Source organism: Candidatus Nomurabacteria bacterium, from assembly GCA_016699085.1.
GTDB lineage: Bacteria > Patescibacteriota > Minisyncoccia > Phycocordibacterales > UBA9973 > CAZLWF01.
Genome location: CP064958.1, coordinates 39,327 through 55,885, shown reverse-complemented (window position 1 = coordinate 55,885; position 16,559 = coordinate 39,327). Strand labels below are relative to the sequence as shown.

Genomic DNA, 16,559 nt, shown 5'->3' with positions numbered 1-16,559 from the left:
TATTTGTCTTTGAGATGGATTACAAAAGTGTAACCATATCTGCGACGTATTCTGTACCTGTATCAGCACCAGTAATCATAAGCATATCGCCAGCTGTGATATCTTCAAATGTTGTTCCAACAAATGTTGTTGCAGCATTAACCGTGATGTCAATATTGGTTTGACCAACAGCGACAAGGACATGGTTTTCTGATGTAGAAACTACCATTGCCTTAGCGATAGAAACTTGATTAGGGCCATAGCCGTAGCCTGCGCCAGTGTTGATTTCTCGAATCTTGAGGGCATAGTTTACGCCTTCAGTCTTCTGGTTTACGACTTGAATAGTGTCACCAGCTGATAAGTCTGACAGACCAGCGAGGTTACCACCAAACATCGTGCCTTCAGTTACATAGACTGTCACAACGCCTGTCGCTGTACCTTGAAACACAAATGACTGTGCTTCAGTGTCCATAGAAAGGATTGTACCTGTCGCATTAACTTTCGTACCTTGAGTCACTAATTTTGCAAATGCATTAGAGTAACTCATGAAAGAAACACCGAGGGCTAGCACAACAAAAACGAATGTGCCCAATACTTTTGTTTTGAGTGTTGGTTTCATATGGTTATAAAATGAGCGTTTGTTAGCCAAAATGGCCTCCATAACTACTCTTACTAATAAAATGATAGTGAAAAGTAAAACATCGCAAAAAGGTATTTCACTTTGCCACTAGCCCTATTCTAACGGTTTACAGCTAGATTTGTGATAGGGAAAACTAACTATAAAGCATTGGAAATGCTATGTCAATGAACCATATAAGCAATAAAATAAGCTTTATTGACATTTGCAATTATAAATGCTACAATACAGCCAAACTTCTAAAACAATCGAACAAATGAAAAATATACTTCTCATTGTCACAATGTTTGTAATTTGTACCTTAACCGCTTCCGCGAAATCCAGTCTAATGGATAGTACAAGACAAATTCTCATGAATTCTATTACCCTTAATCCAGGAATGAAGAATATTCATGATATGGATCATATTAAGGAGGGTAGAATTTTTAAATTCAACCTCGGTAATAATCAGATTATCCAACACTTAAATCAACCTTTGGAAACTGCGAGTGAAATCGTTTATAGATACCTACAAGGAAATCATGAAAATAGCTCTGCTGTTACAGCTGAAAGTGTTGCAATCAAAACAGCACAGACGACTGCTGAAGATGCTTTCAAAGAAGCATATCCAGTCCCAAATGGTATATCGAATATGATTCCGGTATCAAAGGATACTGCCAGCCAGTATTCTAAAAAAGAAAGAGAGGCTATGCAATTGCATGCAGAGCAGGTACGAGAAAGCGATGCGAAATTATACAAAATATATGGCATTCTTGTTGCTTTTGTACTTCTTATAGCTAGTTATAAGATATGGAAAGAAAGACGTGATAAATCTCGATTGGTCGCAACTTTGGCTATTGAAGAAGAAAATCAAAAGACAGAAATGGTAGATATGTTAGAAGAAGAACCATATGGTGTTACGCAAACTGCCCATCAATACGAATGGGCGACAGTTGAGCCGGTACCTGCATACAATTATTTAAGGTTACTTTCAAAAGTTGCAGCAAGTTTGATGCTCCTCTTGATTGCTAATAATGCATCTGCAAGTAATGGTGATATTGCTATGCAACTGAATTTTTTTGCAATAGTGATATTCATAGTTTTCGTTATGGTAATGATTTTATCTGGTAGTAAATCACCAGAAAGAAAATATGTAAGAATTCCTGAAGGGCCAGAAGAAAAACCAAACACAGCATTGAAGTTGTGGAGAGAAGATAATGGTTCCTTGGATGATTTTTTTAAGGCATTAAGAGAGTATGTTGGCAATACAGAAGAGTGTAGAACTGAATAAATAAAAGTACTTAACAGTCCCAATCCCACAGCTATGCTGATGGGGTTTTTGTTTGACAAAAAATTGATTTTGCGTATACTCTATTTTAGCTCATGTTCATTCGCTTCTGCCAATAAAAAATAGCGTACTTTTTGGACTTTCCTTGATTTCGAATAACGCTGCCTTCAAATTTGTTTTAGCCGCAATATTCCACATCAGAAAGTAAAACCATCAACTCGAACTTTTGAGGCGAAAAAGGGGACCGTGTTCCCTGAAGGCTTGAATAAAGACATATCATGCTTTGCGAGTCCGTGACTCGTATTGATACTGCCAGAGTCATTGAAATTTTTAACATCCCGTCATCTCTAAAAGATGGCGGGCTTTTCTTTTGCTACAATCAAACTATGCAAACTATTGTCGGTATTGATGAAGCGGGACGAGGACCAATAGCGGGTCCTGTGGCTGTTGGAGTTTTTGAATTCAAAATTTCAAATTACAGATCGCTCATTAGAAAAATAGCCTTACCGCTTCGGGATTCGAAGAAGTTAACTGCATTACAGAGGGAAAAATGGTTTGCTAGATTTAAGATATGGCAAAAAGAAAAGCATTGTGACTTTGCAGTCGTTTTGATTAGTGCCAAAGAAATAGATCGAATCGGTATTAATCAAGCAATTAGTAAAGCATTGATCAACTGTCTCAAAAAACTAAAAATCAAATCTAAAGAACGTATGGTACTCGATGGAGGACTCAAGGCGCCGTTTATATATACAAATCAAACAACCATTATCAAAGGTGATGAAAAAGAACCAGTGATTTCGTGTGCTTCTATTTGTGCGAAAGTACTGCGAGATAGATATATGGCAACCATGGGGAAAAAATACCCTGGCTATGGATTCGATGTCCACAAAGGTTATGGTACGAAGGCGCATTACCTAGCAATCAGTAAATATGGACTATCGCCCCTCCACCGCAAAACCTATATACACCAAGACTTGTAAAGAAATATTTTCTATGCTACAGTTTCTCGCATGGTAGTCCGAATGCGACATACGCGCAGTCACACTGCAAATAGACGCTCTCATCACGCACTCAAGCGCAAGCTTTTTTCTATTGATAAAGAAACTGGGGTAGCACACTTGCGCCACCATGTTTCTCTCACGACTGGCACCTATCGGGGCAAAACCGTCATGAATGTGACGGCAAAAGCAGAGAAAAAAGCTGCTAAGGCAAAGGCACTCAAAAAGTAGCTTTAGTATTGTTTCCCCAGAGAAAAATATGTTACAGTAGATACATATCTATGTGGCACTCTAATCTATAACTTTGTTCCTTATTTATGGCAAATCGGCATCTCTCACGTTCAATCGTTCTCCAAACACTCTTTGAGTGGGATTTCAACAGCAAAGATGATGCGCATATAGAAGAAGTACTCAGGCGCAATGAGGGCGAATTCGGTCCAGGGCTTGAGGATTTCGAATTCATGCATGAGTTGACTGAACTCGTATTAAAAAAACGTACCATCATAGATGAAATTATTGAAAAGGCAGCTCCAGAATGGCCGCTCGATAAAATTTCTGTTGTTGATCGAAATATTTTACGATTGGGCCTCGCGGAACTTTTGTTCGGTAATCGCGAGCAAGTGCCGCCAAAAGTTGCTATCAATGAAGCCATCGAACTCGCTAAAGCATTTGGCGGAGAGACATCGAGCAAGTTCGTCAATGGCGTCTTGGGTGCTGTCTATAAAGAAATCGGTGAGCCAGGCAAAGAGCAAACATCAAAGAAAAAGAAAGATGATACACCGATCGATATAACCAAGCTTCCTGTTGAGAAAAAAGCAGGCGCAGTCATTTACGCGAGGACTAACGATGTGATTTATCTTGCGCTCGTGCATGATGTTTTCGGTTACTGGACACTTTCCAAAGGTGGTGTTGATGGTGATGAGGCAGAAGATGTCGCAGTCGTTCGAGAGATCAATGATGAATTAGGATTGCCAATAAAAGTGCTCGAAAAATTAGGTGAGTCAGAATATATTGCATCCCACCCAGAAAAAGGTAAGATCCGAAAGGTGGTACATTTCTTCTTGGCAGAAGCACCATACCAAGATTTGAAGCTTTCGAGCTCTGGTGGGCTCGATGGTGCACGGTGGTTTCCTTTGCATGAAATAGGAGAGATCAAGACCTACGATGATATCTTGCCGCTTTTGGCGAAGGCAGTCGAAATTATTACTAAGTAAATTTTAGGCTCTAGGCTTTAGGCTGTAGCAATTGCTAGCGCCTAGTGCCTAACGTCTAACCTCTAGTATGATTGATTTTGGAGCATTTGAACAAAAAACAAAAACTATTTTCAACGATAAGAAGCTGTTAATGCAGGCGTTCATTCACCGCTCGTATATTAACGAGAATCCGGGGCTTGGGCTTTGGCATAATGAGCGCTTAGAATTCCTCGGTGATGCAGTACTCGAACTTGTTGTCACGGACTATCTCTATAAAAAATACGAAAACCATAGCGAGGGGGAACTCACATCGTTTCGCGCAGCACTCGTTAATGCTAATACGATTGCAGAAGTTGCTACAAAACTTGGTATGAATGAATTCCTGCTCCTGTCTAAAGGTGAGTCAAAAGATATGGGCAAAGCGAGGCAATACATACTCGCGAATACCTTTGAAGCCTACTTGGGTGCTATTTATCTTGATCAAGGCTACGATGCGGTAAAAGAATTTATTGCAAATGAACTTTTTACTTTGATGGATGAGATTGTTGCCAAGAAGCTATGGCGCGATCCAAAGAGTTTGATCCAAGAACGTGCACAAGAATATTTCGGCGTGACGCCACTGTACCGTGTTATGGGAGAGAGTGGTCCCGATCATGATAAGCACTTTACCACTGGCATTTATTTCGGCGGTGAACTTATTGCACAAGGCAAAGGTAAATCAAAACAAGAAGCTGAACAGAAGGCAGCCCAAGAAGCATTAAAAGTAAAAGGCTGGCTTGATTAGCAATTATTATGTACCTCAAGCGCCTCGAACTAAGTGGATTTAAATCATTCGGCAAAAAGACGGTTCTTGATTTTACGTCACCCGTAACTGCAATCGTTGGTCCCAATGGTTCTGGTAAATCAAACGTCGTTGAAGCTATACGTTTTGTGTTGGGCGAGCAGTCAATCAAGTCAATGCGTGGCAAATCTGGCACTGACCTTATTTTTAAGGGATCAAAAGGTTTGAGTGCACCTTCGCGTGCGTCAGTCGGTATTGTGTTTGATAATCGCAAAAAAATTTTCTCATTTGCCAATAATTCGAGCGGACTTCCAAATATTGCGTTTGATGAAATCACACTAAGTCGTGAAGTCTATAGCGATGGTGCCAATCGATACAGTATCAATGGTTCAGAAGTGAGACTTAAAGATATTTTAGAGCTTCTCGCCTCAGTGCATATTGGTAGTTCTGGCCACCATATGATTTCCCAAGGTGAAGCAGATCGAGTACTCAATGCATCTTCTAAAGATCGTCGTAGCATGATCGAAGATGCACTGGGACTTCGTGTCTATCAGTACAAGCTCCGCGAAAGTGAGCGCAAACTCGAGCGTACACTCGCCAATATGAAAGAAGTAGGATCACTACGACGGGAACTTTCTCCGCATATTACGTTTTTGAGCAAACAAGTTGAAAAAATCGAAAAAGCCAAAGAGCTTCGTACGGAACTGCAAGGATTATATACGACGTATTTTGCAAATGAGGAATATTACATAACAACCGAAAAAGCTGCAATCGAAAAAGAACGAGTAGAGCATGAAATCGAAGCCAAGAAAATCACTGAAGCCCTCGCAGGTGTTGAGGTGCCGGCAGTGGCGCCAACTGATGCGAGTGTCACCCGTGATATTGCAACGCTAGAGGAGAAAATTTTTGCACTTAAGAAAAAGCGAGATGATACGAGTAGAAATCTGGGACGTCTTGAGGGGGTTCTCGAGGCACTCACAGTGAAAAAAGACGCTCCACAAAAGCAAACAATGATTCCGAAAGAAGAAGTTGAAGTGCTCATCGGAGAACTTGAAGCTATGATTGCCGAAGCGATCGAAGCAGCATCATTGTCTGATGCGATTCCTATTCTTCGTAATGTCAGAGAGAAATTGGTTTTCTTCCAAAAAGTAGATGTAGCACAAAGCGAAACTACAGAAGATAGTGAACATATACAAAATGTCGAAGGTTCAATCAAAGAGCTGATCCGCGCACTCGAAGTGTACGACGAAGAGTATGTTGCTTATGAAAGGGAATTACAGAAGCTTCAAAATGCTACGCTACTTCATGAGCGAGCACTGCGTGAAAGCGAACGTGAATCCTATGAACTTAAAGCCAAGCAAAACGCTATCAATGCAAAATTAGAAATGCTCCGGTTGCGTAAAGATGTGCTTGAAACAGTAACGACTGCGTATGCTAATGAACAACAAGAAGCGCGAGTATTGGTAGGCGCTCCAGAACATATAAACAAAGGGGAAGCAGTTGAGCGGTCAGTACAAGAAGATCTGCGTAAGAGAATTGAACGCATCAAAATTAAAATTGAAGATGCCGGTGGTGGTAGTGGCAGTGATGTACTCAAAGAGTACGAAAGCATCAAGGAGCGTGATCAATTCCTAGCGCGAGAGCTTGGAGATTTGGAAGTATCTATCAACGAACTCAAACGTCTCATTGCAGAACTCAAGGAAAAGCTCGATACAGAATTCAAAGCTGGCATACTCAAGATCAATAAACAGTTCCAAGAATTCTTTGCACTCATGTTCGGTGGGGGTAGTGCCTTTCTCGCTATAGTGGTTGAGCATAAGAGGAAGAGCAAAGAGGAAGATGAAGAAGAAATGTCAGCTGATGGGGAATTAGCATTTGAGCGTGGCATTGAGATCAATGTGTCATTGCCACATAAGAAGGTCAAAGACCTCAACATGCTTTCAGGTGGCGAGCGATCGCTCACATCTATCGCGCTTCTCTTTGCCATGTCGCAAGTCAATCCGCCACCATTTCTCGTACTCGATGAGACTGATGCAGCACTCGACGAAGCTAACAGTAAAAAATACGGCAATATGATCGAAAGTCTATCGAAATACTCTGAACTCATCGTCGTAACGCATAATCGAGAAACCATGTCTCGCGCTGATGTACTCTACGGAGTGACAATCGGCTCTGATGGTGCATCCAAGCTCCTATCGATCAAGTTCGACGAAGCAGTGCAGATAGCGAAGTAAGTTTCTGGTCTCCTTGACATATTGAGAATAAATAGTAATATCCCAGATAAGTATTGTTCACGAAAAATTCTTTTTATGGCATGCCAAAATAGAGTGCTATATATTGAACATCCAAAATTTGAAAATAAGTTTTTTTTACGACTTTTCAATCTGGGTTTTAAAATTGTAAATCATACACGTACGGTTAAAGATGCCATCGCAGCGATACAAAGTGGCATACTGTACGATATTATAATTCTTGATGCAATGATGCATGTAAGTACAGAAGAAATAGTAACACTTACCGGCGGCGTTGCAGGCAAAGCATTTGATGTCACTATTGATTGTGAAGCTAAGAAAGATAAAAAAAGAACTGCTAAATATTATTTAGATAATGGTTTTAATGCAGGCATTTTTTTGTACTATAGCTACGTGATAAAATATTTACCAAAAGCTCATGTTATTGTAGTTACGACCCGTAGCAGTGAGTCGATGGATGTTTTTTTAGAGAAAGAAAATCTTCCATACTTTCATAAGTTATTAAATGTATCGAAGGAAGAAGGAATTATGCAGGCAAGAGTTATAGCCGAAAAAGCCAAAGAACTTCTTGCTTGAATGTATAATATAAAAATATGCAGAATAAGAAAAATGCTCCGAACGTACGGGGCATTTTATTTTACTATAGTGTCTGAATTTCTTTTGGATCGATGATGATATAGCCTGCCGCTCGTATGCCGTCGATAATCTCTGGCAACGCGTCGCGGGTCCATGGGAATTCATGAATCAAAATATTGGCTCCTGGATGAAGTTGTTCGACGATATGCTGTGCTAGTGCATCTTTGCTCTGGTATTTCTTCACCCAATCTTCGCCTCCGAGCGACCAGGTCATGTACGTCATTTTATTTTCTTTAACATACTCTTTTGCTTCTGCTGTAGCCATGCCGTACGGTGGGCGGAAAAACTGCGGCAGTGTGCCGATTGTGTCTTTGATAATCTTTGATGTATCGTCTAGCTCTTTGATCTGCTTTTCGATCGGCAGTTTCGTGAGGTTGGCATGATCCCAGGTGTGATTACCTATAGTATGGCCATGAGCTTGCATGGCGGTAGTTAGATCAGGGTGTAATTTGACGTATGACCCAACTACAAAGAAAAGTATGTGAACATTTTTAGCATCGAGTGTGGCTAGGATTGGATCAAGAGTAGTCTTTGATTTTGGCCCATCGTCCATAGTAAGAAGTACAACTTTTTTATTCCCGGCTGGGTCAATCGGTACGACATTAAATATGTTGTTGATGGTATATTTTGCTGTCTGTGTTTCGACAATGTTTGTTGCAACAGGGAGGGACGCTACAAGAGAACTAGAAGGTACATTGTTTTCAGATACTCCCTGGTGTGTTGGCTTTGCATAGAGATGAATGTCAATAAAATAAATAGAAAAAACTAGCACAATGGTGCAAATACTATAGACATACGTTGAAGTTTTGATAGATGAAATTCTCATAAACTAGTATTTTTATACCTCGACTATACCATATTATTCTTTGGGGGTAATCGATTCTGGTTGGTACATAGTGTTGAGTTTTACCGTACTTTTGGTAACAGTAGTAATTTTATTACCATCAAAATCAACACTAACAATGAGACCTTGCATAGTTTCGGGCGAGAAGTACTGGTCGAAAATAAAATTTCCTAAACTGTAGACAATAAGACCATCTTTGTAGGTTTCGGTTGCTTGTTCGACATGTGGATGATGGCCGATAACAAGTGAGGCGCCATTATCTATCGCACGGTGGGCGAGGTAGGATTGATGAGCTGTGTGCTCTTTGTATTCGGTGCCCCAGTGGACAGAGACAATGAGTATATCTACCTTTGCGCGTGCGCGTCGTATGATACCTTCAAAATCTGGATCACTGGCTAGTAGTATCCCAGATGCTTTGTCAGTTGCTGCGACCCAATCAGGTCCAACATCAGAGAATCCTAAGTAGCCAACCTTAAGACCATTCTTCTCAATGATCGTAGGCTCTTCTGCTTGAGCTTTACTACTGCCTGCGCCAGTGTAGAGAATGCCATTTTTTGTAAGTCTTCCGAGTGTGTCATTGAATGCTGCTTTGTTCCAGTCGCCGACGTGGTTGTTTGCAAATGAAACGATATCAATACCAGCATTAAGGAGTGCTGGTAGTACTTTTGGATCCATGCGGAATGAATACTTGCTGCCAACATTATTGCCCACATCTGATACAGGACCTTCGAGATTCACAAATGTTATGTCAGCATCTTTGATGCTTCCTATATTATCAAAAAGTTTATTATAGTCGCCACCAAAATTTTTTTCTACAGATGTTTTGACGCCACGATCAAGCATAATGTCACCACCAAAAAGTAGTGATACTTTTTTGCTTGGTGTGGCGGTATTGGTCGCTACTTTGATAGCGCGTGGTGCGCCTAGGTACATATTCTTTTTGACGTAGTCCATGAGTTTGAGGACGTCGGTGCGCCTATCATCACTTTGGAGAAGCGTTACCGCAATCGTACGAGTTTCAAATTCTGAAATAGGCACTTTGAAAAGTGATATACCTGTTTGTTTGGCTGGATCAGTATAGCCACTTTTGCCACCGACATATCCGCTTACATTTAAGAATTGATTGCTGCTTACCCACGCATGTGATGAAGTGGAGTATTGTTTGGTCGTCGTAATATCGAAGATATAGTTTTTAAATGTGGAGATATGCCGAACAAGCTTAAACAGATCAAGCGCGGTCGAGGTGTTTTTTGCTGAGAGTCCGGATGGGTCATCAAATGAAGTTGCTAAAAGTCCGAGTGAGCCAACCTTTTCATTCATTGCGATTATAAAGCTTTTGCGGCCATTTTGTTCTGCTAAAATTTCTGCTGCATCATTTGACGATTGCATCAAGAGTGGGTAGAGGATATCAGAATTTTTTAGATGATCATGTGTGGTAAAGCCTGCGTTTTGTCCGCTTGTTGCTAATGCTTGGTTTGAAATTTTGGCAAAGGCACGCTGATGGACTATATCGAGCGCAACGAGTGCAGTCATGAGTTTGGAGACAGACGCAATAGGGTGAATGGCATTCATGTTTTTTTGTAGCAGTATGTCGCCTGATTCGATATCACCTACAACAAATGCCCCCGCGCTCACTTGCGGAGTGATGTTTGGATTCCTTAAAAAGTACGGTGACCTCAAGGCGACTTCTTTCGGTAATGTACCTTTAGTATTGTAAATAGATACTTCAGTCCTAAGGTCTGCCCATTTATAGAGTGATTTGGCATCATCATTTGAAAGTCTAATACAGCCGCCAGAGTAGCCGATGTCAGTCACTGGGTTGCCATTTGGATAGTACGGCCAGCCATGGATAAAATAATTGCCGAAAAATTGCATGCTCCACGGCATCCATACTTGCCCCATACTTGAGAGATGTTTTTCTTCTTTGGTTAATACGGTGTAGTTGCCGCCAGGTGTTTCCCAATACGAACCGACTTTGCCTTTGGAAAGCACTTTCATTGTATTTTTGAGAGTCCCATCTTCGTATTGGTCTAGCTGCATCGTGTCTAGATTAATGCGGATGACTTTGCCAGATTCTGGCGGAGAAAAATCACCATCGCTAACATTGCCGAGTTTGATTTCAATGGGAGCATTGGGATCAAATAGCGCTTGGGTTGTCGCTAGTGGTTGCCCTTGTAATGCTTGTTCAATATGGGTAACAGGCTTGTTTATATAGGCGAGTATTTTTACACTCGTTGATTTGATAGTTGTCCCTAGTATAGATGCACCACTAAAAATACCAGCAGCAATGGCAATGCCGACTGCAAGTGCCACGATGGTCATACCAATTTGGCTTAGTAGTTTCAATTGCTTTTTTCCCATGGATTACTTTTCGATAATGGCGTAATCAATAATTTTTTTCTCAAGGTTTGCTGTAACAACTTTTACGGTTAATTCGTCGCCGATACGATAGACTTTCTTTTTCTTTTCACCGACGACACGCATGCGCTTTGGATCGAAGACATAGTAATCATCAGTCAAATCGCGAAGCTTGACCATGCCCTCACACTTTGTCTCTTTTTCTTCAACATAGAGTCCCCATTCGGTAACACCAGAAATCACACCTTGGAATGTTTCGCCGATGTGGTCTGCCATATATTCAACTTGTTTATACTTAATCGATCCTCGCTCAGCATCGGCTGCTTGTTTCTCTCGCATCGATGAATGCAGTGCCGATGCTGTGTAATTGGCAAAATGCTCTTTGTTGATTTTCCGTTTCTCTAAATATTCCATCAATAAACGATGGACAATAACGTCTGGGTATCGGCGGATCGGGGAGGTGAAGTGTGTGTAGTATTTGAAAGCGAGTCCATAGTGGCCAATATTGTTGGTTGAATAAATTGCTTTGGCCATTGATCTGACGATTGCGGTTTGGATCGTTGCGCGTTCCGGCTTGTCTTCAATTTCTTGCATGAGGCGATTGATATCTTGTGGGGACGGAAGACCGTCTTTGAGCTTGAGTGTGTAGCCTAGGGATTTCAAGAAGAAAACCAGTTCCTCAATGCGTTCTTTATCGGGAGTGTCATGGACTCTGTAAATAAAAACTCGCTCATCTTTCGGTGCCCCCAAAGCAATATGTTTCGCAACGCTCTTATTTGCAAGAAGCATAAATTCCTCAATAAGTTTCATTGTATCGATGCGAGTCTTCCTGACTACTTTGAGTGGTACCCCATACTCATCAAGGACGAATTTAACTTCATCTTGCTCGAGTGATATAGCGCCTTCACGGAAGCGGCCTTTTGTAAGTTTCTTGCCAAGCGTGTCGAGCACTTTGAGTTCATCATAAAATTGCCCTTCGCCAGCATTGAGGATTGCCTGAGCGTCTTCGTAGGTAAAACGTCTGTCTGAATGAATGATGGTGCGACCGAACCATTCTTTGAGTACGTGCGCATTAGTATCAATAATAAAAACTGCACTCATCGTTAATCTGTCGACGCCTTCTTTGAGACTACAGAGATCATTGGAAAGAATTTCAGGAAGCATGGGAATCGTCCTATCAACGAGATAGACTGACGTGGCACGATTGTAGGCTTCTTTGTCGAGCTCTGTGCCTGGGCGAACATAGTGCGATACATCGGCAATATGAATACCGATCTCGTACGTGCCGTCAGGGAGAGTTTGAAATGATAGTGCATCATCGAAATCTTTGGCATCAAATGGATCGATCGTAAACGTAGGAATAGTTCTAAAATCTCGGCGAGTACTGAGATCCGGTTTCTCAGTTAGTAATGCATGTGCTTCACGTTCAACGATCGGAGGGAAGTCAGTTGCAAAACCACGTTCAAGTGCGATGGCTCGCATTTCGGCATTGTTCTCGTATGGTTTACCGAGTACTTCTTGGATGTTGCCTTCTGGCATAGAGCCTTCAGTCCACTTTGTAATCGTGACGAAAATTTTATCTCCAACTTTTGCGCCGTTTAAGTTGGCTTTGTCTATCAATATATCGGTATACATTTTTGAATCTGACGGTAGAAGATAGTATTTATCGTTGTGGGTTTCAAGTACTCCTGCGAAACCAGGTTTGGCGCGAGCAAGTATGTCGACTACTTCGCCGCTTGCCTTGCCACCTTTGCCTTTATGGAGAGTTTTGACGGTGACAACATCACCATGGAGTGCAGTGTGTAAATACTCAGGCATGATTTCGATCTCAAGCTTCTTTTCTTTGAGCCTGAGCATGCCTATGCCTTTGCCTGAGACAGACAAAGCGCCTTCCAAAAGTGAATCGGATTTTTTAGCGCCATGATCGTGTTTATTTTTGTGGGGTTTTAGTTTTGCACCTTTTGGCTTGTGTTTTGGTTTCATATAGGAGTAGAATAGTCGAAATGCCCTTTATTCATGGATATATTCTAGCATAGGTAGTCGTATATTGACAAAATATAAAAAATCGTCTATAATAATAGGCAAAATTGTACGACATAGGGGATAGGTAGAAATTGTTTGAAAGGTCTTGTTTGGGCACAGTATGCGCTTATACATGACTTTTTAACCAATTTTTTCACTAAACAAATAGAAAATCCCATGAAAAGTAATGCAACAACTACGAATCATTCAGAGAATGAAGAAGAAAATGACGAAAACACTCCTTTGAGCAAACCAAACCCGGAAGTGGAAGATAACTTCACCTCTTTAGTGGGGAAAGATTGGAATATGGAAAATGCCACAGATCCGGAATCAGATTTGTTTCCTGAGGATCCCCGTGATTTTTTCCAGTATTCTAGTTGCAACCGGTGTTACAACAAAGAATGATTTATGGTATGTAAATCATAAACCCCGTTTTTAAAATTTTAAAAACGGGGTTTATAAATTGACATACTTATTTAATTCCTATACTGTCAAATTAAAAGGAGGCACCTTGAAAAAACATCAAAAATCTCCACTGCCTTCTTTCACACCAGAAGAACAGTTGGAACGCAGAATTGTTTTTATTACACAAAATGGTCTAAGTAAAAAAGATCTTCTTTCTTTAAATGATAAACTGTACAAACTTTGCCAAGAAAATACAGAACCAATTTTCATTTTTTTTGAAACAAATGGGGGCAATGTAAAGGCAGGCTACCAAATGTATCGTTTAATTTTAGAAGAGTATCGTGAAAAATATAATGTTGTAATAGTTGGGGTTGCATGGGGACGAGTAGATTCTATTGGTGCATTAGTATTTCAAGCTTGCACCATACGTATTATGTATGAACCTGGCTCTTCTTTGTATTTTCACTTAATTAGCGCAAAATCAAAACCGATTACTGCGGAGACTGATTTGAAAGCTCTTTTTGAGGAACAAAAAAAGGAAAAAGAGACGTTGCAACTTCCACAAGAGCAGATGTATGGATTTTTCTTGAATGCATCAACAAAAAAAATATCAAAGGATTGTTTGCGTGAACTTTTTCGTATGGATACTCGTATTCCACCACTACCCGCAATCGAATTAGGATTCGCCGATAAAGTTATATACGAATGTGACTTCAATAATCTCACAGCTATACTTTAGTACCAAGTACAAAGAGCTGTGGGATTTTTTATTTGACCAAAAAGTGTATATCTGCTAGTATAGTTCCACACATGTTAATGATCAGATTACAGCGAATAGGGCGAAAAAACGAAGCGCATTACCGCGTCGTTTTAACTGATTCTAAAAACAGCACCAAGAGCGGTAAGTTTCTCGAAATCTTGGGGACCTTCAATCCTCATGGCGGCAAAATGACGATCAACAAAGATCGCATAGCACACTGGATGAAAATGGGTGCCAAGCTAACTGACACAATGCATAACCACATGATCAAAGAAGGCGTGATTACCGGCAAGAAACGAAATGTCCTCTCAAAGAAAAGCCCAACCAAGAAACGCAAAGAAGCTAAAGGAGCTGCATAAAATCTCACCTCTAAGGTGAGATTTTATATTGACGCACTGTAGCTAATTATATACAATATAGCCAAGCAGACTGTACTGTCGAAAGTACTGCATATTATGAACATTCTATAACATATGAACGACGATAAAGCGTTTCTCGAATATATAGTCAAAGCATTGGTCGACAATCCTAACGATGTGAAGATCGACCGTACGGTTGATGAAATGGGTGTCCTCATTACGCTTACTGTAAATCAGGCAGATATGGGTAAAATTATCGGTCGCCAAGGTAACACAGCCAAAGCTATCCGCACGCTCCTACGCGTCATCGGTATGAAGAACAATGCTCGAGTCAATTTGAAAATCAATGAACCAGAAGGTGGTATGAAAGCTCCAGGTGCTTCGTCTGTTGAAGCAGCGATGGAAGATTTGAAGGGAATATAGATAAAGTAAAAAGTAATTAGTGAATAGTAAATAGAAAATACAAACAAAATCCGCTCTTGAGCGGATTTTGTTTGTTGACATTTGTAATTTTATAGTGTATTGTATAAAAAGTTTTTTCTAACGCTCTTTAAATTTAAAATCATGAAACTACATTTTTTATTGAGTATTTTTGCTACCTTAACTTCGTTGAATGGGGTTTCGCAAACTCTTTCTACGGGATATTTAGCTGCTGGTGATTGCCAAACTGCACTCACTATTGGGTCGAAATCAGATCCAAGGCATGCACTTCTTTTTGAATCTAATCCAAAAAAGTCTCAGGAGGTTCCCATAATTAAATCAAAAAAATGCCATGTCGTTGAGGGTGTTTTGTATGATAATGATCAACCAGCTTCAACCAGTGAGTACCTTGCAGGCTCAATTTCTTATGTATATAGTTGGCCAGGTGAAGACTCTGTGAAATACAGTGGAATTTATATGACACTTGCACTTCAGGACACGCTATATGTTTTCAGGAATTTTTTTGGTTGTAATGGAATTGATGAAAATCATTCAAATGAATGTTATAAATGGCGACTTGAAGTAAAAATTCCAAATGAATTAAGTAAGTATTCATATGTTGCTACACTTATACCAATGTCTAAGCCAACAAGAGATTTGAACGGAAATTTTTACCTGGTACTCTATTATGGGTGCCTTCCCGATGGCAAACCTGTCAATTACTTCTATAATTTACCATTTGATAGAGATGGTGACATAGATAGTGAAAAAATCAATCTGTTACCAATTAATAATTAAATATTTTTTCAACAATAAAGGGCGTGCCGAGCGAATTTGTTCGGCACTTTTTATATTTACTTGAATGTTTAGTACATAACCTGTAATCTAAAATTATGAAATTTCATATTATTACCATTTTCCCCGAGAGCTTTGATTCTTATCTCAAGGAGTCGATTATCGGTCGGGCGATAAAGAATAAGAAAATCAAAGTGGACTTCTACAATCCACGCAAGTTCGTGACGGGTAAATACAAAAAAGTTTGGCCGGATGGGAACATTTCAGCAGTTGTTGATGACCGGCCATTTGGCGGAGGGCCTGGCATGATCATGCGAGCGGAACCGATTTTGAAAGCAGTAGAGAAAATATTGTCAAAAGTGAAAAGTGAAAAGTCAAAAGTTTTGATTATCAATTTTTCACCAAGTGGGGAAATGCTGACAACAAAATACATTAAAGATACAGTTAAAAAATATACTGATGTTATTCTCATTTGTGGACGTTATGAAGGCATTGATGCAAGAGTGTCAAAAATTCTCAAAGCAAAGCAAATTTCAATAGGTGACTATGTTGTTACTGGCGGCGAACTACCAGCAATGCTTTTTATTGATACGCTCTCCCGCCAGATTCCGGGAGTGCTTGGCAAATTCGAATCTCTCGAAGAAGAACGCATTTCAAGTAGTGAATTTTATACACGACCAGAAATTTTGGAATGGAAAGGGAAGAAACATCGAGTCCCGAGGGTACTTCTCTCAGGTGATCACAAGAAAATAGACGAATGGAAGGCAAAAGGCAAGAAATTGTAGGGAATTATCCACCAGAGTAGTTGACAACTACTAGCTCCTCCTATATACTTATCCCGATTGAAAGATTG

At 40.3% G+C, this 16,559-nt stretch carries 17 protein-coding genes; 13 read left to right on the top strand and 4 right to left on the bottom strand.

Annotated features, from left to right (window positions below; translation table 11 throughout):
* Positions 1-19: 19 nt before the first annotated feature.
* Positions 20-598, bottom strand: a complete 579-nt coding sequence (locus IPF86_00280; GenBank protein QQR50347.1) for a hypothetical protein — start codon at positions 596-598, stop codon at positions 20-22.
* A gap of 370 nt (positions 599-968) precedes the next feature.
* Between IPF86_00280 and IPF86_00275 the strand changes: the two genes are divergently transcribed.
* From IPF86_00275 to IPF86_00245, 7 genes are all read left to right on the top strand, one after another.
* A complete protein-coding gene (locus tag IPF86_00275) occupies positions 969-1,886 on the top strand; it encodes a hypothetical protein (GenBank protein ID QQR50346.1) in 918 nt (305 codons plus the stop codon).
* 275 nt (positions 1,887-2,161) lie between these two features.
* On the top strand, positions 2,162-2,863 hold the full coding sequence (locus IPF86_00270; protein ID QQR50345.1) for a ribonuclease HII: 702 nt from the start codon (positions 2,162-2,164) through the stop codon (positions 2,861-2,863).
* Between the two features lie 30 nt (positions 2,864-2,893).
* On the top strand, positions 2,894-3,112 hold the full coding sequence (gene rpmF / locus IPF86_00265) for a 50S ribosomal protein L32 (GenBank protein ID QQR50344.1): 219 nt from the start codon (positions 2,894-2,896) through the stop codon (positions 3,110-3,112).
* An 86-nt stretch (positions 3,113-3,198) separates the two neighbouring features.
* Complete coding sequence (nusB, locus tag IPF86_00260; GenBank protein QQR50343.1) at positions 3,199-4,095, top strand: transcription antitermination factor NusB; 897 nt, start codon at positions 3,199-3,201, stop codon at positions 4,093-4,095.
* A 67-nt stretch (positions 4,096-4,162) separates the two neighbouring features.
* Positions 4,163-4,858 carry a ribonuclease III gene (gene rnc, locus IPF86_00255; GenBank protein ID QQR50342.1) on the top strand — a complete coding sequence of 232 codons (696 nt, stop codon included), beginning with the start codon at positions 4,163-4,165 and terminating at the stop codon, positions 4,856-4,858.
* An 8-nt stretch (positions 4,859-4,866) separates the two neighbouring features.
* On the top strand, positions 4,867-7,089 hold the full coding sequence (locus IPF86_00250) for an AAA family ATPase (GenBank protein QQR50341.1): 2,223 nt from the start codon (positions 4,867-4,869) through the stop codon (positions 7,087-7,089).
* Positions 7,090-7,164: 75 nt separating this feature from the next.
* Positions 7,165-7,683, top strand: coding sequence for a hypothetical protein (locus IPF86_00245; protein ID QQR50340.1), 519 nt, complete (start codon positions 7,165-7,167; stop codon positions 7,681-7,683).
* A gap of 64 nt (positions 7,684-7,747) precedes the next feature.
* On the opposite strand, the gene IPF86_00240 is transcribed toward IPF86_00245, so the two are convergent.
* The 3 genes from IPF86_00240 to rnr are packed head-to-tail and all read right to left on the bottom strand — an operon-like array spanning position 7,748 to position 12,928.
* Positions 7,748-8,569: a polysaccharide deacetylase family protein gene (locus IPF86_00240; protein ID QQR50339.1), complete on the bottom strand. Its 822-nt coding sequence runs from the start codon at positions 8,567-8,569 to the stop codon at positions 7,748-7,750.
* A 33-nt stretch (positions 8,570-8,602) separates the two neighbouring features.
* Positions 8,603-10,948 carry a CapA family protein gene (locus IPF86_00235; protein QQR50338.1) on the bottom strand — a complete coding sequence of 782 codons (2,346 nt, stop codon included), beginning with the start codon at positions 10,946-10,948 and terminating at the stop codon, positions 8,603-8,605.
* 3 nt (positions 10,949-10,951) lie between these two features.
* Positions 10,952-12,928: a ribonuclease R gene (gene rnr / locus IPF86_00230; GenBank protein QQR50337.1), complete on the bottom strand. Its 1,977-nt coding sequence runs from the start codon at positions 12,926-12,928 to the stop codon at positions 10,952-10,954.
* A gap of 216 nt (positions 12,929-13,144) precedes the next feature.
* On the opposite strand from rnr, the gene IPF86_00225 reads away from it, so the two are divergent.
* The 6 genes from IPF86_00225 (at position 13,145) to trmD (ending at position 16,491) form a co-directional block, all read left to right on the top strand.
* On the top strand, positions 13,145-13,372 hold the full coding sequence (locus IPF86_00225; protein QQR50336.1) for a hypothetical protein: 228 nt from the start codon (positions 13,145-13,147) through the stop codon (positions 13,370-13,372).
* A gap of 106 nt (positions 13,373-13,478) precedes the next feature.
* Positions 13,479-14,111 (top strand): ATP-dependent Clp protease proteolytic subunit, encoded by a 633-nt coding sequence (locus tag IPF86_00220; protein ID QQR50335.1) that lies wholly within the window; start codon positions 13,479-13,481, stop codon positions 14,109-14,111.
* Between the two features lie 71 nt (positions 14,112-14,182).
* Positions 14,183-14,491, top strand: coding sequence for a 30S ribosomal protein S16 (gene rpsP, locus IPF86_00215; GenBank protein QQR50334.1), 309 nt, complete (start codon positions 14,183-14,185; stop codon positions 14,489-14,491).
* Between the two features lie 114 nt (positions 14,492-14,605).
* Entirely contained in the window at positions 14,606-14,914 is a 309-nt protein-coding gene (locus tag IPF86_00210; GenBank protein QQR50333.1) for a KH domain-containing protein, read from the top strand.
* Positions 14,915-15,055: 141 nt separating this feature from the next.
* Positions 15,056-15,709, top strand: a complete 654-nt coding sequence (locus tag IPF86_00205) for a hypothetical protein (protein QQR50332.1) — start codon at positions 15,056-15,058, stop codon at positions 15,707-15,709.
* Positions 15,710-15,804: 95 nt separating this feature from the next.
* Positions 15,805-16,491: a tRNA (guanosine(37)-N1)-methyltransferase TrmD gene (gene trmD, locus IPF86_00200; GenBank protein ID QQR50331.1), complete on the top strand. Its 687-nt coding sequence runs from the start codon at positions 15,805-15,807 to the stop codon at positions 16,489-16,491.
* Positions 16,492-16,559 lie beyond the last annotated feature (68 nt).

Coding starts and splice junctions, on each gene's coding strand:
- IPF86_00280 (QQR50347.1), bottom strand. CDS start 598: ATGAAACCAACACTCAAAACAAAAGTATTGGGCACATTCGTTTTTGTT.
- IPF86_00275 (QQR50346.1), top strand. CDS start 969: ATGAATTCTATTACCCTTAATCCAGGAATGAAGAATATTCATGATATG.
- IPF86_00270 (QQR50345.1), top strand. CDS start 2,162: ATGCTTTGCGAGTCCGTGACTCGTATTGATACTGCCAGAGTCATTGAA.
- rpmF (QQR50344.1), top strand. CDS start 2,894: ATGGTAGTCCGAATGCGACATACGCGCAGTCACACTGCAAATAGACGC.
- nusB (QQR50343.1), top strand. CDS start 3,199: ATGGCAAATCGGCATCTCTCACGTTCAATCGTTCTCCAAACACTCTTT.
- rnc (QQR50342.1), top strand. CDS start 4,163: ATGATTGATTTTGGAGCATTTGAACAAAAAACAAAAACTATTTTCAAC.
- IPF86_00250 (QQR50341.1), top strand. CDS start 4,867: ATGTACCTCAAGCGCCTCGAACTAAGTGGATTTAAATCATTCGGCAAA.
- IPF86_00245 (QQR50340.1), top strand. CDS start 7,165: ATGGCATGCCAAAATAGAGTGCTATATATTGAACATCCAAAATTTGAA.
- IPF86_00240 (QQR50339.1), bottom strand. CDS start 8,569: ATGAGAATTTCATCTATCAAAACTTCAACGTATGTCTATAGTATTTGC.
- IPF86_00235 (QQR50338.1), bottom strand. CDS start 10,948: ATGGGAAAAAAGCAATTGAAACTACTAAGCCAAATTGGTATGACCATC.
- rnr (QQR50337.1), bottom strand. CDS start 12,928: ATGAAACCAAAACACAAGCCAAAAGGTGCAAAACTAAAACCCCACAAA.
- IPF86_00225 (QQR50336.1), top strand. CDS start 13,145: ATGAAAAGTAATGCAACAACTACGAATCATTCAGAGAATGAAGAAGAA.
- rpsP (QQR50334.1), top strand. CDS start 14,183: ATGTTAATGATCAGATTACAGCGAATAGGGCGAAAAAACGAAGCGCAT.
- IPF86_00210 (QQR50333.1), top strand. CDS start 14,606: ATGAACGACGATAAAGCGTTTCTCGAATATATAGTCAAAGCATTGGTC.
- IPF86_00205 (QQR50332.1), top strand. CDS start 15,056: ATGAAACTACATTTTTTATTGAGTATTTTTGCTACCTTAACTTCGTTG.
- trmD (QQR50331.1), top strand. CDS start 15,805: ATGAAATTTCATATTATTACCATTTTCCCCGAGAGCTTTGATTCTTAT.